General features: G+C 67.3%; 15 protein-coding genes and 2 pseudogenes. 4 read left to right on the forward strand and 13 right to left on the reverse strand.

The features are described from left to right. Positions 1 to 149 precede the first annotated feature (149 nt). Positions 150 to 1,850 carry an HNH endonuclease signature motif containing protein gene (locus ACX5I6_RS18225; RefSeq protein ID WP_461841384.1) on the forward strand — a complete coding sequence of 567 codons (1,701 nt, stop codon included), beginning with the start codon at positions 150 to 152 and terminating at the stop codon, positions 1,848 to 1,850. Positions 1,851 to 1,893: 43 nt separating this feature from the next. Here ACX5I6_RS18225 and ACX5I6_RS18230 read toward each other — a convergent pair whose 3' ends face one another. From ACX5I6_RS18230 to tdh, 6 genes and pseudogenes are all read right to left on the reverse strand, one after another. Further along, a complete protein-coding gene (locus ACX5I6_RS18230; RefSeq protein WP_461841385.1) occupies positions 1,894 to 2,673 on the reverse strand; it encodes a CPBP family intramembrane glutamic endopeptidase in 780 nt (259 codons plus the stop codon). A gap of 134 nt (positions 2,674 to 2,807) precedes the next feature. After that, on the reverse strand, positions 2,808 to 3,596 hold the full coding sequence (locus ACX5I6_RS18235) for a DeoR/GlpR family DNA-binding transcription regulator (RefSeq protein ID WP_461841386.1): 789 nt from the start codon (positions 3,594 to 3,596) through the stop codon (positions 2,808 to 2,810). 98 nt (positions 3,597 to 3,694) lie between these two features. Next, the gene (gene hutI, locus ACX5I6_RS18240; RefSeq protein WP_461841387.1) at positions 3,695 to 4,906 is read right to left on the reverse strand and encodes an imidazolonepropionase; all 1,212 of its coding nucleotides are present in this window, start codon (positions 4,904 to 4,906) and stop codon (positions 3,695 to 3,697) included. Positions 4,907 to 4,917: 11 nt separating this feature from the next. After that, on the reverse strand, positions 4,918 to 6,033 hold the full coding sequence (locus ACX5I6_RS18245; RefSeq protein WP_461841388.1) for an NAD(P)/FAD-dependent oxidoreductase: 1,116 nt from the start codon (positions 6,031 to 6,033) through the stop codon (positions 4,918 to 4,920). Between the two features lie 92 nt (positions 6,034 to 6,125). Beyond that, positions 6,126 to 7,323, reverse strand: a pseudogene (locus ACX5I6_RS18250) (glycine C-acetyltransferase). A gap of 9 nt (positions 7,324 to 7,332) precedes the next feature. Continuing rightward, a pseudogene (tdh, locus tag ACX5I6_RS18255) lies at positions 7,333 to 8,378 on the reverse strand (L-threonine 3-dehydrogenase). Between the two features lie 132 nt (positions 8,379 to 8,510). On the opposite strand from tdh, the gene ACX5I6_RS18260 reads away from it, so the two are divergent. Continuing rightward, the gene (locus ACX5I6_RS18260) at positions 8,511 to 9,422 is read left to right on the forward strand and encodes a LysR family transcriptional regulator (RefSeq protein ID WP_285248192.1); all 912 of its coding nucleotides are present in this window, start codon (positions 8,511 to 8,513) and stop codon (positions 9,420 to 9,422) included. Positions 9,423 to 9,466: 44 nt separating this feature from the next. On the opposite strand, the gene ACX5I6_RS18265 is transcribed toward ACX5I6_RS18260, so the two are convergent. The 5 genes from ACX5I6_RS18265 to ACX5I6_RS18285 all read right to left on the reverse strand — a co-directional run bounded on the left by ACX5I6_RS18265 (position 9,467) and on the right by ACX5I6_RS18285 (position 15,332). Then, entirely contained in the window at positions 9,467 to 10,096 is a 630-nt protein-coding gene (locus tag ACX5I6_RS18265) for a hypothetical protein (RefSeq protein ID WP_461841389.1), read from the reverse strand. Positions 10,097 to 10,305: 209 nt separating this feature from the next. Next, the gene (gatB, locus tag ACX5I6_RS18270; protein WP_461841390.1) at positions 10,306 to 11,814 is read right to left on the reverse strand and encodes an Asp-tRNA(Asn)/Glu-tRNA(Gln) amidotransferase subunit GatB; all 1,509 of its coding nucleotides are present in this window, start codon (positions 11,812 to 11,814) and stop codon (positions 10,306 to 10,308) included. Beyond that, positions 11,814 to 13,385 (reverse strand): Asp-tRNA(Asn)/Glu-tRNA(Gln) amidotransferase subunit GatA, encoded by a 1,572-nt coding sequence (gene gatA, locus ACX5I6_RS18275; RefSeq protein WP_133830279.1) that lies wholly within the window; start codon positions 13,383 to 13,385, stop codon positions 11,814 to 11,816. The genes gatB and gatA overlap by 1 nt, the downstream gene beginning before the upstream one ends. Positions 13,386 to 13,387: 2 nt before the next feature. Continuing rightward, complete coding sequence (gene gatC / locus ACX5I6_RS18280; protein WP_018763018.1) at positions 13,388 to 13,684, reverse strand: Asp-tRNA(Asn)/Glu-tRNA(Gln) amidotransferase subunit GatC; 297 nt, start codon at positions 13,682 to 13,684, stop codon at positions 13,388 to 13,390. A 145-nt stretch (positions 13,685 to 13,829) separates the two neighbouring features. After that, positions 13,830 to 15,332 (reverse strand): CitMHS family transporter, encoded by a 1,503-nt coding sequence (locus ACX5I6_RS18285; RefSeq protein WP_285248195.1) that lies wholly within the window; start codon positions 15,330 to 15,332, stop codon positions 13,830 to 13,832. 212 nt (positions 15,333 to 15,544) lie between these two features. Here ACX5I6_RS18285 and ACX5I6_RS18290 point away from each other — a divergent pair, with 212 nt between their 5' ends. Both ACX5I6_RS18290 and ACX5I6_RS18295 read left to right on the forward strand, forming a co-directional pair. Further along, on the forward strand, positions 15,545 to 17,314 hold the full coding sequence (locus ACX5I6_RS18290; protein WP_461841391.1) for a sensor histidine kinase: 1,770 nt from the start codon (positions 15,545 to 15,547) through the stop codon (positions 17,312 to 17,314). Beyond that, entirely contained in the window at positions 17,307 to 17,969 is a 663-nt protein-coding gene (locus ACX5I6_RS18295; protein ID WP_018763015.1) for a response regulator, read from the forward strand. The genes ACX5I6_RS18290 and ACX5I6_RS18295 overlap by 8 nt, the downstream gene beginning before the upstream one ends. Before the next feature lie 13 nt (positions 17,970 to 17,982). On the opposite strand, the gene ACX5I6_RS18300 is transcribed toward ACX5I6_RS18295, so the two are convergent. Next, positions 17,983 to 18,363, reverse strand: coding sequence for a RidA family protein (locus tag ACX5I6_RS18300; RefSeq protein WP_285248197.1), 381 nt, complete (start codon positions 18,361 to 18,363; stop codon positions 17,983 to 17,985). Positions 18,364 to 18,410: 47 nt separating this feature from the next. Then, a complete protein-coding gene (locus ACX5I6_RS18305; protein WP_285248198.1) occupies positions 18,411 to 18,914 on the reverse strand; it encodes a GNAT family N-acetyltransferase in 504 nt (167 codons plus the stop codon). Positions 18,915 to 18,942 lie beyond the last annotated feature (28 nt).

Consider the following 18,942-nt stretch of genomic DNA (forward strand, 5'->3'; position numbering starts at 1 on the left):
GCCGCCATCGGGTGGTGACAACGGCGTCACCACCCGATGGCGGCCGAATTCCTTTAAGCGTTCCCGGGGAGGATCGCTGAATTATTCGGAAGGGCGCTGAACCACAAGCCTCCTCCATAAATGTCGGACCCTGGTTGGATGATTTCTTTATGGGAATCGGTGCGGATCTGGCGGCGGTGATGGAGGGTGTTTCTGCCTCTGTTGCTGCGCTCAGCGGGCTGGTTCTGGAGGACGCTTCCTTGACTTCTGACCTTCATGCCGGCGTTTCCGTGGATGTGTTGCAGCGGCAGTATGGGCTGTGTCTGGAACGGCTGGAGCTTGTGGCCAGGTTGGAAGCTCAGCTGGCGGCGGTGAAGGCGCGCGATGTGGCCGAGTGCGTTGACATCCAGCATGCTCTGCTTCCGCCGGACGCCCCGGTGGAGGAGCGCACGTTCGCGGAGATGTCCGCGGTGGAGGAGATCGCCGGGATCCTCACCATCGGTTCGGGGGCGGCCGGGGCGTTGGTGGAGCAGTCCCGCCGGGTTTGTTCACTGCCACCGGTGGTTGAAGCCTTGGCTGCGGGTGACATGTCCTGGCAGCACGCCCGGATCGTGGCCGACGAAACCGAAGGCCTCACCCCTGCAGGGGCGGCCGCGTTGGTGGCGCATTTCTTCGACCCTGACGCGCCCCACCCGGCCCGGGGCGCCGCGCCCGGTGAGCTTGTCCCGTCCCGGTTCCGGGCGAAGGTCCGGGCCTGGCGGGAACGCCACCACCCCGAGTCCTTGGAGAAGCGCCACGCCAAGGGGGTGGCGGACCGGCGGATGGACTACGCTCCGGACCGGGACGGGATGGCCTGGCTCTCGCTCTACCTTCCCGGGGATACCGCGTGCGCGATCTGGAACCGCAGCACCGCCACCGCCCGCGGCCTCCAAAACCCCACGGATGAGCGGACCCTGACCCAGCTCCGCGCTGACGTCGCCGCGTCCCTGCTCCTCGGCGCCGGGCTGCAGCCCACCGCCACCCCCAACGGCCGCACCAGCCTGTCCCTCGAGGCCGGAACCAGCCCCACCGGTGGCACCGAACCTCCGCCCCAGCCTGACACCTGCCGCGCCACCGGCCCGGGCAGCTTCACCGATGCGGGAACCGCCGGCGGGCTTGGCAAGATCCCCACACCCCGGGCGGACGTCCTGGTCACGGTCCCGGTATTCTCACTGCTCGGCCTCACCGATGAGCCCGCGGTGCTGGACGGATTCGGGCCGATCCCGGCATCCATGGCACGGAGGCTCGTCGCCGGCGGGGCGGAATCGTTCTACCGGGTCCTGGTCGACCCCCGCGACGGCGCGCCCCTGGAAATCGGACGCACCCGCTACCGGCTCCCCGAGACCATCAAGAAATGGATCCGGCTGCGGGACGGCAAATGCACCTTCCCCGGCTGCACCAACCACACCCCCGACAACGACACCGACCACCTCACCCCCTGGCACCACAGCGGCAAAACAGACGTAGGCAACCTGGCCCAGCTCTGCCCCAAACACCACCGCCTCAAACACCACACCACCTGGACCCCCGACCCGGCCACTAAGAATGAACCACCCGGCTGGACCTCACCCACCGGCAGACACTACACACCCGAACAACACGACCCCCAACCAACCCACTGGCCACCAGGAACCCTGCCGCTTGCCGAAGATCCAGCGTGGCCGGAACCGGAAATGGAGGGTCCGGAAACGGAGGAGCCTGACGGAAACAACCTGCTGGATCCGGACGACCTTTGCACTACTGATGCCCTCTGGGACGACTTTTACGCGAAACCGTTCGTGTTGCCACCGGACCCGCAAGGAGAGTGGCCCTTGCTGTTGTCGCTGATGTGACAGCACATGTACGGGTTGAGCCGCCGAGGCTAGCGCCCCACTCCTACCCCAACCCGACGGCCTTGCCAAAGAGACTGAAGCCGACGAACGCCACGATGTCCAGCAGCGCGTGGGCGATGACCAGCGGCATGACGCGGCGGGTTCGGGTGTAGAGCCAGGCGAAGACCACCCCCATGATCGCGTTGCCGATAAATGGCCCAAAACCCTGGTAGAGGTGATAGCTGCCGCGGAGCAGGGAACTGACGGCGATAGCGAGAGGCGTGCTCCAACCGAACTTGCCTAAGCGGTCCAAGAGGTAGCCCACCACAATGACTTCTTCCAGGACCGCGTGCCTGATTGCGGACAGGATGAGGACCGGGACCGTCCACCAGTAGGCGTCGAGCGCGCTGGGAATGATCGCCGTCGTGATTCCCAACGCACGGCCGGCGGCGTACAGCCCCAGCGACGGGATCCCGATCAGGGCCGCCAGCCCCAGGCCCTGCAGCAGGTCCCTTCCGGGCCGGGCAAAGTTGAACCCAAGCTTCCGGAACGCCGAACCTGATGAACCGGCGTCGCCCGGGGCGGCCTGACGCTGGTCCGTGAGGAAGTAGAGGACCAGCAGCACGGGAACCAGCGCAAAGATGATGTCCAGCAACTGGTAGGTCAGGTCGAAGTACTCCCGCGTACTCTGCGACCGGTTCAGCGTGGAAGTGCCCTCCGCCAGCGGCGCACGGGTCATCTTATCGAGCAGCTGCACCACGGAGTACACAGCCGACTGGCCGAGTGACAGGCCCAGGACGATCCAGACTTCGAGCCGCAGGCGACGGCGGGAGGGAACCAGCATGTTCCCATCTTGCCCTCAGTTTCTGGATCCGGGCTGATGGAGCGGCCGTAGGGAACCATAAGCCGGGGCAACACCAAGGAGCCAGGCAGCACACCAGAGGCCGCCCGGACCACGCTGGCACCAGCTGCCGGGCATTAGGCAGGCGCGATAATGACTTCCGTACCCCGGGCTTCGAAGGCCGCCTTGTCGTGCGCAGAAATGCCCGAATCAGTGATGAGCCGGGTGAAGTCGTAACCGTCCATGGTGGCGAAGGCCCGGACGCCCACCTTGGAGGAATCGGCCAGAACGTACGAGACCCGGGCGCGGCTGGCGAGCAACGCATTGACCGATGCCTCCCCTTCTCCGGTGTTGGTTGGCCCCACCTCGGGGTCGATACCGTTGACTCCGATGAATGCGATGTCCAGCACCACTTTTTGCATGATGATGTCCGTATAGGGCCCAACCAGCTCGTAGGAGCGGGGGTTCAGGATGCCCCCGGTGACCATGACTTTGATGTTGGGCCGCACCGCGAGCTGGCCGGCGATGTTGATGGCGTTGGTAACCACGGTGAGGGTTGGCTGGTTGGACGGGGCGTTCAGGTCTTCCCGCGTCGCCAGGATCTGCGCCAGGGCTGTGCTGGTGGTGCCCCCGCACAGCCCAATGACTGCTCCAGGCCGGATCAGGGCCGACGCACACTGCGCGATTTGTTCCTTGGCCTCTGCGTGGTCGTCACGGTTGTAGCGTCCGGGCAGGTCGTAGGCCAAGGCGCCGGTGGTGGCGCCGCCGCGGGTCCGGGTTAGCAACCGCCGCTTGGCAAGGCTGTCCAGGTCACGGCGCGCAGTGGCCGGAGAAACATTCAGGCTGCTGACGATCTCGTCAACTTCCACCTGGCCGGTCTTGGCCAGAAGGTCAAGAATGGCCGTCAACCGGTCAGTGCGCGTCATGCAGGGGGCCTTTCAGTACACCAGCCACCCTACCGGATGACGTTTCCTGATTATAAGCACGGGCAAACAATCAATAACAATCACGAATCCGGCAACTCTCACCGCGCCCGCACTCCGGCCCGCCACACAGCGTACGTCAGGGGCATGCCCGGGCGGTAAGCGAGATGGGTGGCGGAGGGTGCGTTGAGCAGGTGAAGGTCGGCCCGGTGGCCGACGGCGATCGAACCTACGGCCCGTTCGCCGTCCGCGTCACGCCCCGCCTCCCGGTGCAGCGCCAACGCACCGCCATACGTCGCAGCACGGACCGCCTCGTGAACGCTCAGGTGCATCTGCAGAACGGCGGTGGTCACGCAGAATGCCATGGAACTGGTGTAGGACGTGCCTGGGTTGCAGTTGGAGGCCAACGCCACCTGCACGCCGGCGTCAAGGAGTGCCCGCGCGGGGGCCAGCGGCTGGCGGGTGGACAGGTCGCACGCAGGCAAGCAGGTGGCCACCGTACCCCGCTCCCCGGTGCCGGTGGCGGGGTCCCACGCAGACCACGAGGCCGCCAGGGCTTTGACGTCTTGCCCGGATAGGTAGTTCACATGGTCAACACTGGCGGCACCTACCTCGACGGCTAGTTGCACTCCCGGCCCTTCGCCCAACTGGTTGCCGTGCACGCGCAGGCCGAGTCCGGCGTCGCGGCAGGCCAGGAGCACGCGGCGCGACTGCTCGGCAGTGAAGGCGCCTTCCTCGCAGAATACGTCCGCCCACTGGACATAGGGCCTGGCGGCGGCCAGCATGGGCCCACAGACCAGGTCGGTGTAGGCCTCGGCGTCCTGGCCGGCGGGAACCAGATGGGCACCAAGGTAAGTCACCTGGTCTGCCACTGTGGATGCGATCCGGGCGCTCCTGGCCTCATTCTCAATGTCCAGGCCGTACCCGGTCTTCGTCTCCAGGTAGGTGGTCCCCTGCGAAACGGCCTCAGCCACCCGGCCCATGGCCAGGCGCGTGAGGTCAAAATCGGATGTGGCCCGGGTGGCCTTCATGGTGACGGCGATGCCGCCGGCAGCGTAGGCCTCACCGGCCATCCTGGCTTCGAACTCGGCGGTGCGGTCCCCGGCAAACAGCAAGTGGCTGTGGGAGTCCACCCATCCCGGCAGCATGGCCCGCCCGCCGGCATCGACGGCGTCGTCCGCGGCAGGTGCATCGGCCGCCGCGCCGATCCACGAGATCCGTTCCCCATCCACCACCACGGCGGCGTCCCGCAGGACCCGGTGCTCAAGGTCCTGCGTCATCAGCTCGGCGATATTGGTGATCAGGGTGCTCATGGGACCATTCTTCAGCGTCGAATGGACCAGCGTGTGGCAGCCAGTGCCTCCACTGTCCGGGATGCCGGACCCGCCCCGCCTGCGCCGCCGCCGCCGGATTGCCCGGCAAGGATCTGGGTGGCTGCAAACTCGGCCATGGCTGCGGAGGTCTGGAATCCGTAGCCGCCCTGCCCTGCGAGCCAGTAGAACCCCGGCGCTTCGGCGTCGAACCCCGCCACCGGCACCCCGTCGGCCGCTTCGGTGCGCAGGCCCGTCCACGCACGCCGGATGTGGGTGATCCCGAGGCCGGTGGCGGAGTTCAGCATGGCCACCAAGCGTTCCACGTCGCCTGGCCGCGGACGCGCATCCTCGGGGCCGCTGGGCACCGTTTCGGACGGGGAAATCAGCACATCCGGGCCGTCCGGCCGGAAATAGAAGGAATTGTCCGCGGCGGCCACCATGGGGCTGTGTTCAGGCAGGGAGCGTTCGACGGCGGCAATCGCCGCAGTGCGCCGGTACGGCTGGAGTCCGAGCTTCTCGACGCCGCTGATCACGGCGAGTTCGTCGGCCCAGGCACCGGCCGCGTTGACCAGGACCCCGGCCTCAAAGCCTTCGCTGCCGGCGCCCACCTGCCACCCCGAGCCTTGCCGCTGGGCCGAGTGGACGCGGGCGCCCGTGATGATGTCCGCCCCGGCGGCGACCGCCCTCTCACGGTGATCCGCCAGCAGGACAGGGGCGTTGCAGCCGAAGGACCCACTGTCCAGCCCTGCGGCGGCAAACGTATCCGGCAGGAGCGCCGGACACAGCTCGAGGGCACGGTCCACCGTGATCGGCTGCATATGTCCGCTCGCTTCGGATGCCACATCCAGCTCCGAGCCGATCAGCATGAAACTGCGTGGCGTCAGGACCGGTTCCGGCAGTTCCCTGTCGCGGGCAGCCAGCAGTTCGAGGGTCCGGACGGTGAGTTCCTGCACTGCGGGAGGCCCGTAACTGGGGATGAGCTGGCGGGCGGAGCGGGAGGACGTGTGGTACGCCAGTTCCTGCTCCGCCTCCACCAGCGCAACGCTGCAACGCCCCGCCAGCGCGGACGCCAGGGACAGGCCGGCGATGCCGCCGCCTACGATCAGGACATCGTAATGAGCTGCCATTGGTCCATCCTCGCAGAGTTCACGCCAAGCGGGGGTTCACGCCAGGTCGGGGTTTATGCCGGGCGTGGGTTCAGGCCAGCCGGCGCTGCCGTCTAAACTGCCGCCTCGGCACGGCTGGCGACGAAGGCACGAACGCATGCTTCGACGTCGTCCGCTGTATGCGCGGCGGACAACTGCACCCGGATCCGGGCGGCACCGCGCGGTACCACGGGGAAGCTGAAGGCGGTGACGAAGACGCCGTGCTGCAGCATCCGGTCCGCCACCTTGGCTGCCATGACGGCGTCCCCAAACATGACGGGCACGATGGCGTGCTCGCCCGGGAGCAGGTCGAAGCCCTCCCCGGTCATGCGGCGGCGGAACTGCGCGGCGTTCTCGAACAACCGGCGCCGGAGCTTCCGCGGAGTTCTCCACAAGGTCAAGCGCTTTGAGCGTCGCGGCCACGATGGCGGGCGCCAGTGAGTTGGAGAACAGGTACGGGCGCGCCTTTTGCCGCAGCATGGCCACGATCTCGCCGCGGCCGGACACGTAGCCGCCGGACGCCCCGCCAAGTGCCTTGCCGAAGGTTCCGGTGTAGATGTCCACCCGGTCCGAAACCCCTGCATGCTCCGGGGTGCCCGCGCCGCTTGCCCCCATGAAGCCCACCGCGTGGGAATCGTCCACCATGACCATGGCGCCGTATTTTTCGGCGAGGTCGCAGATGGCCTCGAGCGGGGCGAGGAAACCGTCCATGGAGAACACGCCGTCGGTGACGATCAGCTTCCGCCGCGCGTCCTGGGCCTCCTGGAGGCGGGCCTCGAGCTCGGCCATGTCCTGGTTGGCGTACCGGTAGCGGCGGGCCTTGCACAGGCGGATGCCGTCGATGATGGAGGCGTGGTTGAGGGCGTCTGAAATGACGGCGTCGTCCGGGCCGAGGAGGGACTCGAAAACGCCGCCGTTGGCGTCGAAGCAGCTGGAGAAGAGGATGGTGTCCTCGGTTCCCAGGAAGGCGGAGACCCTGGCCTCGAGGCTGAGGTGCAGGTCCTGGGTTCCGCAGATGAACCGTACGCTGGCCATGCCGAAGCCGCGCTCATCCATGGCGGTTTTTGCGGCGCTGATGATGTCCGGATGGTCGGCCAGTCCCAGGTAGTTGTTGGCACAGAAGTTCAGCACGTCACTGCCTTGACCGCCGATCCGGCCCGCGGTGATGTGGCTTGACTGCGGTGAACTGATGCTGCGTTCGGTCTTGTAGAGTCCCGCGGTGCGGATCTCGTCCAGCTCGCCGCGGAGCTGGTCCTTGATGGAGGTGTACATGGGGGTTCCTTAGAGTCGGGTCCAGTCGAGGACAACTTTTCCGCCCACGCCGCTGCGGGCAATATCGAAGCCCTTCTCCCAGTCCGTGGCGGGCAGCGTGTCCGTGACCACGGCGGAGATTCCGGCGTGCAGTACCGGGTTGGAGGAAAGCATGGCGCTCATGGCATACCAGGTTTCGTACATCTCCCGGCCGTAGATGCCCTTGAGCGTGAGCATGTGGGTGACCACCTTGCCCCAGTCGATGGTGATGTCCTGGCTGGGCAGGCCCAGCATGGCGATCCGGCCGCCGTGGTTCATGTTGTCGATCATCTCAGGCAGGGCGGTGGGGTGGCCGGACATTTCCATTCCGACGTCGAACCCCTCCCGCATGCCCAGCTCCCGCTGGGCATCGCGGACGCGGGTCGTGGAGACATCGATGGCAAGGTCGGCGCCCAGCTGCTTGGCCAGCTCCAGCCGCGGCACCGACACATCCGTGATGGCGATCTTGCGCGCGCCGGCGTGGCGGGCAACAGCAATGGCCATCAGGCCGATGGGACCTGCGCCGGTGATGAGGACGTCTTCGCCCACCAGGGGAAGCTGAGCGCTGTGTGGACGGCGTTGCCGAACGGGTCGAAGATGGCGCCAAGCTCGGGGGTGACCGAGGGGTCGTGGTGGACCCAGATGTTGGTCTCCGGGATGACCACGTATTCGGCGAAGGCGCCGTCGCGCTGGACTCCCACGCTGACCGTGTGGATGCACATCTGCCGGCGCCCGGCACGGCAGTTGCGGCAGATACCGCAGACCACGTGGCCTTCGCCGGAAACACGGTCTCCCACCTTGACCTCGCGGACGTCCTCGCCCACCTCCACCACTTCTCCGTAGAATTCGTGGCCGGCGATGAGCGGAGCCGCGATCATGCCTTGCGCCCAGGCGTCCCAGGACTGGATATGGAGGTCGGTTCCGCAGATCCCGGTGGTCATCACGCGGATCTTGACGTCGGCCGGACCCGCCGTGGGTTCCGGCCGGTCGACGAGTTCGAAACCGGCGTGCGGGCCGGCCTTGTACAGGGCCTTCATTGGCGTCCTTACTTCTTGGCATTCACATCAGCGGGGTTAGTGTCCTCCTCATTGAAGCCCCGTGAAAGCATTAGCACAACAGGAATCTTCTCAATCGACGATTTAGATTTTCCTAATGGATACACTGGCGGAGTGGAAATACATCAGCTGGAAATCCTCCGCGAACTCGGGGCGCTGGGCAGCGTGAAGGCGGTGGCCGACACCCTTATGGTCACCCCGTCGGCGGTCTCCCAACAACTGGCGCACCTGCAACGGACGGTTGACGTGCCGTTGACGCGCAAGGAGGGCCGGAACCTGGTCCTGACCGAAGCCGGCCAGGTCCTCGCCGACGCCGGCGCCGCCGTCCTCAGCGCCATGGCCGATGCCCGTGGGGCTCTTGGCACTTACCACGGTTCGCCCGCCGGCCGGGTCACCGTCAGTGGGTTCCACAGCGCCGGGCAGGCCCTGTTTGGCCCGCTGGCACGGATGCTGGACCAGCCGGGACATCCGCGGATCGAACTCTCCGACGAGGACGTCGCCCAGCAGGACTTTCCGGCCCTCACCGCCCGGTACGACCTCGTGCTGGCGCACCGCATGGACCACAGCCCCCGCTGGCCCACCGAACGAGTTGCCGTGATCCCGCTGGCCCACGAGCCGCTGGACGTAGCCCTTCCCGCCGGGCACCCGCTGGCCCGGCAGGACACCGTCACGGTGCACGACGTCGGCGCCGAAGCCTGGGTGACCAGCCACCCCGGCTACTCCCCCGCCGACGTGCTCTCCGCCGTCGCGGCCGTCTCCAGCCGGGAACCGAACATCGTCCACCGCATCAACGACTACTCCACGGTGGCTGCCCTGGTGGCCGCAGGCGGGGTGGTGGGGCTGCTGCCCAGGTACACCGCCGGGCCGGTCCTGAATCCGGACATTGTCCTGCGCCCGCTGGAAGGCATCAGCACCCGCCGCCGGATCGACCTGCTCGCCAGGCCGGAAAACCTCAAGCGGCGTGCAGTAGTGCTGGTCTGTGAGGCCCTCGAGGACATCATGGCAGGACTGGTGCAGCAGGGGTAGGCAGCAGCCATCGACCCGAGGCAGGCGTGGCCGGACCGGCGCAGCTACGCCCCTTCACCATCCTGCTGGTCGCCCGCACCCATCTTCTTGCCCATGCCATGCCCACGTCCCAACCCCAGGCCCGGGCCGTCACCGGCACCGTCAACGATCCGCTTGGCGGTGGCTTTGTCCCCGTCCTTCACGCCGGCCACGCGCACGGTGTCGCCGGTGGCGATGTCGGCCGTCGATCCGGCGGCCGGCTTGCGGCCCGCACCATTGTCTGCCGCCGGAAGCTTGGTGATCCTGGTGTCCCCGTTGACGGCGTAGGACTGGATGAAGCCGTCCTCGCTCTTGACGGTGATGGCGGAGTCGCTAACGGACTCCACGGTTCCGCGCTGTTCGAGGACCGTCTGGAAGGTCCCGTCGGGCTGCTTGACCACGGCCTCACCGTGGAGCGGTTGGGCATGCCCAGGCTTCTGCTGCCCGGGCGCCTTCTGCTGGCCCGGCGCTTTTTGCTGCCCGGGCGCCTTCTGCTGGCCCGGTGGAGTCTGGGAGGGGTTCGGCGCGGCCTGGGAGGCGGCCGGCGTTGGCGTCCCGGTTGCCGACCAGGCCAGGGCCGCCCCGGTTCCGGAAAGGGCCAAGGCCACCGCCCCGGCCAGCATTGCCTTGCGCATCCTCAATGGGTCCCGGACCATGGTTGTTCCTTCCGCAGCACTGCCAGGGCATCACCGCCCTGTGCCCTTCTGTGCCCTGTGGGCTCCAGTCTAAATGCGCCACGCCCCTGCGGCCACGGGTACTTTGCGGCCGGCGGCACCTGAGTACTTAAAGCCCAACCGGGCCGCAGTTAATGTCGTTATGGATGCTCAAAACGACATCTGCTGCGACCCGGTTGGGTATCGGAGTGCTAAGCGGTGACGCCCAGCTTTTCCAGGATCAACTCCTTGACGCGTCCTGCGTCGGCCTGCCCGCGGGTGGCCTTCATGACCCCGCCCACGATCGCTCCCACGGCCTGCACCTTGCCGGCGCGGATCTTGTCCGCGACGCCGGGCTGCGCGGCCAGTGCGGCATCGATAGCTTCCAGGAGGGGTCCGTCGTCGGACACAACGGCGAGGCCGCGCGCTTCGACGATCTCTTCCGGGGTGCCTTCGCCGGAGAGCACGCCGTCCAGCACCTGGGAGGCCATCTTGTTGTTGATCTTGCCGGCCTCCACCATGCGGCTGAGCTCCACCACGGTGGCAGCCTCGACGCCCAGCTGGCCGGGGTCGACATCGGCAGCCTTGGCACGGCCGACGATCTCGCCCATCCACCATTTGCGGGCCACGGAGGCGGACGCCCCGGCGGCGATGGTTTCCTCGATTTCGTCCAGGACGCCGGCGTTCACAACGTCGCGGAATTCGAGGTCGGAGTAGCCCCAGTCGGCCTTGAGCCGCTTCCGGCGCTCGGCGGGCGGCTCGGGGAGCGTGGCACGCAGTTCCTCCACCCATTCGCGCGAAGCGACCACCGGCACCAGGTCAGGTTCCGGGAAGTAGCGGTAATCGTCGGCGTCGGACTTGGGCCGGCCCGAGGTGGTGGTGCGGGTGTCCTCGTGCCAGTGGCGGGTTTCCTGCACCACCGGGTTTCCGGAGTCCAGGACGGCGGCGTGGCGCTGGATCTCGTAGCGCACGGCGTGTTCGACGGCGCGCAGCGAGTTCACGTTCTTCGTTTCGGAGCGGATGCCGAAGCGTTCGCGGCCGTGCGGGCGCAGCGAGACGTTGGCGTCGCAGCGGACGTTGCCGCGTTCCATCTTTGCGTCGGAAACGCCGAGGTTCTTGACGATTTCGCGGATGGCGGCCACGTACGCCTTGGCGAGCTCCGGTGCGCGGGAGCCCGCGCCCTCGATGGGCTTGGTGACAATTTCCACCAGCGGTACGCCTGCACGGTTGTAGTCCACCAGGGAGAAGTCGGCACCCTGGATGCGGCCGGTGGCTCCGCCCATGTGCGTCAGCTTTCCGGCGTCCTCTTCCATGTGCGCGCGCTCGATTTCCACCCGGAACACGGTGCCGTCTTCGAGTTCAATATCCAGGTAGCCGTCGTACGCGATGGGCTCGTCATACTGCGAGGTCTGGAAGTTCTTGGGGGTATCCGGGTAGAAGTAGTTCTTCCGGGCAAACCGGCAGGATTCGGCGATCTTGCAGTTCAGCGCCAAGCCGATCTTGATGGAGGACTCCACCGCCGTCTTGTTGACCACCGGCAGGACACCGGGCATCCCCAGGTCCACCTCGTTGACGTTGGTGTTCGGCTCGTCGCCGAAGACGTTGGGCGCGGAGGAGAACATCTTGGTCTTGGTGTTCAGTTCGACGTGGACCTCGAAGCCGAGGACGGGGTCGTACTTCTCCATGGCCTCTTCGAAGCTCAGGATTTCGTCGGTGCTCATTATTTTGCCTCCTGGGTTTCGAGGGATTCAGCGCCCAGCGCGGGAGCCTGGGCCAGCAGCGGGCCGCCCCATTTTGCTTCCAGCAAGGACTCCAGGACAGCACCCACCCGGTAGAGGCGGGCATCCTCGCGGGCGGGGGCCAGCAGCTGGATGCCCACGGGCAGGCCGTCCTCGTCCGCCAGTCCGCCGGGCAGGGACAGCCCGGGGACGCCGGCGAGGTTCGCCGGGATGGTGGCGACGTCGTTGAGGTACATGGCCAGGGGGTCGTCCAGTTTTTCGCCGAGCGGGAAGGCCGTGGTGGGGGCGGTGGGCGAGATCAGGACGTCGGCCTGCTCAAAGGCGGCCTCGAAGTCCCGCTGGACCAGCGTGCGCACCTTCTGGGCGGACCCGTAGTACGCGTCATAGTAGCCGGCTGAAAGGGCGTAGGTGCCCAGGATGATGCGGCGCTTGACCTCGTCGCCGAAGCCGGCGGCGCGGGTGGCGCCCATGACGCGTTCAATGGTCATGGGACCGTCTTCCGGGAGGACCCGCAGGCCGTACCGGACGCCGTCGAACTTGGCCAGGTTGGAGGAGGCCTCGGACGGCATGATCAGGTAGTAGGCGCCCAGGGCGTACTGGAAGTTCGGGCAGGAGACCTCCACGATCTCCGCGCCGGCTTCCTTGAGCAGCTCCAGGGCATCGTTGAAGCGGTTTTCGACGCCGGCCTGGTAGCCCTCGCCGTGCAGTTCCTTGATGATGCCGATCCGCAGGCCCTCGACGTTGCCGGTCTTCGCTGCGGCAACAAGGTCAGCAAGCGGTTCCGGCAGGGAGGTGGAGTCGCGTGGGTCATGGCCGCCGATGACCTGGTGCAGCAGGGCGGAGTCCAGGACGGTGCGGGTCACGGGGCCGATTTGGTCCAGGGAGGACGCCATGGCGATGGCGCCGTAGCGGGAGACACTGCCGTAAGTGGGCTTCACGCCAACGGTGCCGGTGACGGCGCCGGGCTGGCGGATGGATCCCCCGGTGTCCGTGCCGAGCGCCAGCGGGGCCTCGAAGGCAGCCACGGCCGCAGCTGAACCGCCGCCGGAGCCGCCCGGGATCCGGTCCAGGTCCCAGGGGTTGCGGGTGGGTCCGTAGGCGGAGTGCTCGGTGGAGGAGCCCATGGCGAACTCGTCCAGGTTGGTCTTGCCAAGGATCGGCATCTTGGCCGCGCGCAGGCGCTCGACGACGGTGGCGTCGTACGGGCTGTGCCAGCCTTCGAGGATCTTGGAACCGGCAGTGGTGGGCTGGCCGATGGTGACGATGAGGTCCTTGACGGCGATGGGCACGCCGGCGAGGACGTGCAGGGCTTCGGCCTCCGCACCGCCGGCTGCGCGGATGGCGTCCACCTCCGCGGCGACAGCAAGGGCTTCCTCGGCGTTGACGTGGAGGAAGGCGTTGACCTGCCCGTCGACGGCGGCGATGCGGTCAAGGTACGCCTGGGTGGCCTGGACGGCGGTGACCTCGCCGGCAGCCAGCTTCTCAGCGAGCTGCGCGGCGGAAAGGCGGATCAGGGTTTCGGCGCTGACGCCGGTGGAGTTCTGTTCAGTCATGGTTATGCCTCATCCAGGATGGCCGGGACCTTGAAACGGTTGTCATCGGAATCCGGGGCGCCGGAGAGTGCCTGTTCAGCCGTGAACGTGTGTCCCACGACGTCGTCGCGGAAGACGTTGGTCAGCGGGATGGGGTGGGAGGTCGCCGGGACGTCATCCCCTGCGGCCTCGCTGACGGACTTGACCGAATCGACGATGACGGCAAGTTCGCCGGCCATCCTGTCCAGCTCTTCGGCACTCATCTCGATGTGAGCGAGCCGCGCGAGATGCGCGACGTCGTCACGGTTGATCGCAGCCATGGATCTCCCCTGCAAAGTTCGAATTGTTTTCCGATCCAGTCTAGTGGGGAAACGCCGATGCCCGTCTGACATCCCCCAGCGGGCGTCAGACGGGCACCTTCGTGCCAGGCCCTGCCTCGGGGACAGGAGCACAGGCAGCTACAGACTAACCGATTCCGATGGCTCCGGTCAGCATCCCGACGCCAAGCATGACAAGGGAGATGACGGCGGTACGCCACAGGACTTTCTTGTGGTGGTCGCCCAGGTCCACCTTGGCCAGCGAGACCAGCAGCAGGATGGCCGGAACCAGGGGGCTCTGCAGGTGGAACGGCTGGCCGGTGATGGAGGCCCGGGCCATGTCCGCGGCGCCGACACCATAGTGCGCGGCCGTCTCGCTGAGGACGGGAAGGACGCCGAAGTAGAAGGCGTCGTTGCTCATGAAGAACGTCATGGGGATGCTCAGCACACCGGTGATGACGGCCATGAACGGGCCCATGGATGACGGGATGATCTGGACCAGCCAGGCGGACATCGCTTCGACCATGCCGGTGCCCTTGAGGACGCCGGTGAGGACGGCGGCGGCCATGACCATGCTGACCACGGCGACGATGGAGGGTGCGTGCGCAATGAGCTGGGCGCCCTGGTCCTTGACCTTGGGGAAGTTGACCAGCAGGGCGATGGCCGCGCCCACCATGAACACGAACGGCAGCGGGATGACGTTGGCCACGAGGACCACCATGACGGCGACGGTCAGGGCCAGGTTGAACCAGAACAGCTTGGGACGCAGGGTGCTGCGGTTCGGATCCAGGGCGGTATCGGTGAGCCCGGCACCGCTGTCCTCAAGGAGGGCGTCGGTGCGCTCCAGCACGGCCACGGAGGATCCTGCCGGGGAGCCGCCGACGGCGGGGGCTGCTCCGCCGGGGTTGCCGCCCTTGCGTCCGGTACGGGGCGCCGTGCCGCCGGTGCGCGAACCGCCGGCGGTGGTGCCGCCGTCGAACCCGTCCGCCGTGAAGGGCTCCGCCGAAGACGGCGTTCCCCAGATTTCCGGAGCAACAGCACGGAGGCGGTTGCGTTCCTGAAGTCCCAGGAGCCAGGCGAAGGCGAATACCACGACCAGGCCGGCCACCAGGGACGGGATCATGGGGACGAAGACGTCGTTGACATCGATCTTCAGGGCGGTGGCGGCGCGGGCGGTGGGACCACCCCACGGCAGGATATTCATGGTGCCGTTGGCCAGGCCGGCCACGCAGGTGAGGACCACGGGGCTCATCTTCAGGCGCAGGTAGACCGGCAGCATGGCGGCGGTGGTGAGGATGAAGGTGGTGGACCCGTCACCGTCCAGCGACACGGCGGCCGCGAGTATGGCGGTGCCCAGGACCACCTTGGCGGGGTCGTTGCCCAGCTTGCGTAGGATGAACTTCACCAGCGGGTCAAAGAGTCCGACGTCGATCATCAGGCCGAAGTAGATGATGGCGAACATCAGCAGGGCCGCGGTGGAGGTCATGGACTTCATGGAGTCCATGACCATGTCGCCGATGCCCAGGCCGGCGCCGGCAAAGAGGCCAAAAACGGTGGGGACAATGATCAACGCCAGCACTGGCGTCAACTTCTTCGTCATGATCAGCACCATGAAAACCGCGATCATGGCGAATCCAAGTATTACCAGCACAGCCGGCTCCTTCTTGTGAACAGCGGCACAGCGGTGTGACGCGTGCTACAGACTGTAGGGTGGCGTCCGTCACGGCGGTGCCTTTGGCTCAATTGATTGGCATACTGCTTATTGCGAGCATTTTGCTCATTGTGCTCACGCTGTGTCGGCGCGTGGCGGCAGCCGATACGGTTGAGCCATACCCGCCAGGCCACACCCGTCAAGGAGGATGAATGCAGCGTCCCGCGCCCCGGAAGCCGCTGCGCTTTTCCACCCAGACACTCTTGCTGCAGGTGGCCGTCGTTCTCCTGGTGGTCCTCCTGAGCGCCACGGTGCATGCCTGGCTGACGTACGACCGGGTGGGCAGCGACGCGGAGAACCAGGCCCTGACGCTGGCCCGGACAGTCGCATCCGATCCGGAGGTCAGGGCAGACGTGCTGGCCATCAGCGAACAGCCAGGCACTCCCCCGCCGGCCGCGCTCATCGCGGGTCCGCTGCAGGCCTCCGCAGAGGCCGCACGGACCAGGACCGGGGCGCTGTTCGTGGTGATCACCGACGAAACCGGGATCCGGCTGGCCCACCCGGATCCGCAGCGGCTCGGCGAGAAGGTGAGCACGGACCCGTCCGAGGCGCTGTCCGGGCAGGAAATCACCACCCGGAACACGGGAACCCTGGGCCCTTCCGCCGGAGCAAAGGTTCCGGTGTACGCCCCCGGCACCGCGACGGTGGTGGGTGAGGTGAGCGTGGGCTACTCCATGGAAACCGTGGCCCAGAGCGTGAGCCGCGACATCGGCCCGGTGGCCCTGACCGCCGCCGGCGCCCTGCTGGCCGGGGTCCTCGGATCCTTCCTGCTGCGCCGCCGCCTCCAGCGGCTCACCCTGGGCTTGGAACCGGAAGAGATCAGCACCCTGGTCCACGACCAGGTGGCGGTGCTGCAGGGCGTGGACGACGGCGTCATCGGCGTCCGTGCCGACGGCCGGGTCAGCGTGTTCAACGCCGCGGCGCAGCGCCTGCTCGATTTGCCCGACCTGTCCGGGACGCGGTGGGAGGACGCCCCCGTTCCTGCGCAGCTGAAGTCCCTCACCAGCACCGCCCCCGTTGCTGCCGCTCCGCGGTTGGCTGCCGCCGGGCCGGAAGGGAATGCCGCCGGACCGGACGCCCTGGAACTCGTGGCGGCCGGCCGGGTCCTGGTGGTGAACGCCCGCAAGGCGCTGCACCGCCGGGAGGACCTGGGCTGGGTGATCATGCTCCGCGACCGCACCGAGCTGCAGGAGCTCACCCGGCAGCTGGACGCCGTGGGCACCATGTCAACGGCACTGCGCGCCCAGCGGCACGAGTTCGCCAACCAACTGCACACGCTGGCCGGTTTCCTGGGCATCGGGCAGCACCAGGAGGCGCGTGACTACCTGGCCGGGCTGGCCGCCACCGGTCCGCTGAAGTTCCCCGTGGACCAGGCCGAACTGCTCCAGGACCCCTACCTGCAGGCGTTTGTGGGGGCCAAGGGCGTGGAAGCCGACGAACGCGGCGTCGCCCTCCGCATCGGACCCGAAACCCTGGTCCGCGGACAGGTCACGGAGGCCCAGGACGTGACCACGGTGCTGGGGAACCTGATCGACAACGCCGTCAACGCCGCCGTGGCAGGATCCTCGACAGACCGCTGGGTTGAGCTTGAGGTCCTGGATGAGCCGGGCGACGACGGCGGGACGCTGCACATCGTGGTGGCGGACTCGGGCGACGGGCTGGCGGACGGAACGGATCCGGAAGGCGTCTTCGCCGAAGGATTCACCACCGCCGCGGGCCCGGTCCGCGCCGGTGGCGGGCAGGGCTTCGGCCTGGCCCTGGCCCGGCAGCTGGCACGCCGCCGCGGCGGCGACGTCAAAGTATTGGATCGTGGCACCGCCGGCGGCCCGGGCGCCGTCTTCATGGCGGTCCTCCCGCACACGACGGCGGGAAACCCTGCCGCGAAGACCCCCGGGGCAGCCGGAAAGGACAACAATGGCTGATGATTTTCGGGTCCTGATCGTAGACGACGACTTCCATGTGGCCAAGCTGCACGCAGCCTACGTGGACTCGGTGGCCGGGTTCCTGGCCCTGGCCCCCGTTGGCACGGCCTCGCTGGCACTGCAGGCGATCCACAGCCTGCGCCCGGACCTGGTGCTGCTGGATGTCTACCTCCCCGATGCGTCCGGCCTCGACCTGCTGCAACAGCTGGATGTGGACACGATCATCCTCAGCGCCGCCTCCGATGCCGCCTCCGTCCGGGTGGCATTCCGCCGGGGCGCCTTGGGGTACCTGCTCAAGCCCTTCACCGCTGAGTCGCTGTCCCAGCAGCTTCGCTCCTATGCCAGGTACCGGCGCCTCCTGGGCCAGGCCGGGGCCCTGGACCAGGAGGCCGTGGAACGCGCAAAACGGTCGCTGATCCCGGGGGATGTCACGTCGTCGTCGAAACCCCGCTCGGCAACCGAAGCCGCGGTGCTGGAATCACTGGCTCCGGGCGAACAGTATTCCGCCGCCGAGGTGGCCGCCCGGGTAGGCGTCTCCCGCGCCACGGCGCAGCGCTACCTGTCGTCGCTGGCCGACGACGGCGCGGTGGACATCCAGCTGCGCTACGGCACCACGGGCAGGCCGGAACACCGCTACGGCCTGCCGGCAAGGTAGGGCAGGGAGAGCGTCAGGCAGCTTTCTGGGCGACCAGTTCGATCTCGACGAGCATGTTCGGGTCCAGGAACGGCAGCACATGGACCAGGGAGAGGGTGGGGCGGATCTCGCCGAATACTTCGCCGTGCGCCCGGCCGGCCTCTTCCCATTTGCTGATGTCGGTCAGGTACAGCTTGGACTGCACCACATCTTCGTAGGCGAAGCCGGCGTCGGCCAGGACCTTGCCGAGTTTCTGCAGGATGTACTGGGTCTGCGTGTAGAAGTCGTCTCCCACGATCCCGTCGTCGCCGCTGGCCGCGGTGGCGGAGATGTAGAGGGTGTTGTCCACCTGGACGGCGCGGGAATAGCCGAGCGTCTGTTCCCAGACGGAGCCGGTGCCGAAGGTTTTACGCATGGGTGGGCCTTTCAAAGCTGGAATGGGTCGCCACCACTGTAGGGCCGCTACAGGTCGCGCCGGTAAACCAGCAGTTTTGTGTCGGTTCCGGGAACGAACCAGTCCCGTTCGGGCACCCGGTGGAAGCCGGTCCTGCGGTACAGGCCATGCGCGCTTTCCCAGTCTTTCCCCGTGGTCAGTGCCACCGCACGGATACCCGGCAGGGTTCGGGCATGGCTGATGATGGCTTCCACCATGGCGCGTCCGGCGCCGCTGCGCTGGACGGCAGGGTCCACCACCAGCATCCGGAATTCCAGTTCGTCCGGCAGGGCAATGTCAGCGTACGGTTCACCGGCGAGTGCCAGGGTGACCGAGCCAATGACCGCCCCCTCCCGTTCAGCCACCCAGATGGTGGCCTGCTCCGCGCGCGCCGCAACGTCCATGACCTTGATCATGTACGGGTGGGCGGCGTCGTCGAAATACCCTGCGGCGAGGTAGGAGTCGGCGGTGATGCGGGCGACGTCGCTGAAGTCGGCTTCGACGGCGGGACGGATGGTTGGCTGCGGCTGCACCCGTCAATGGTAGTGGCGGGTGGGGCCG

It is taken from the genome of Arthrobacter sp. MMS24-T111 (genome assembly GCF_054888995.1).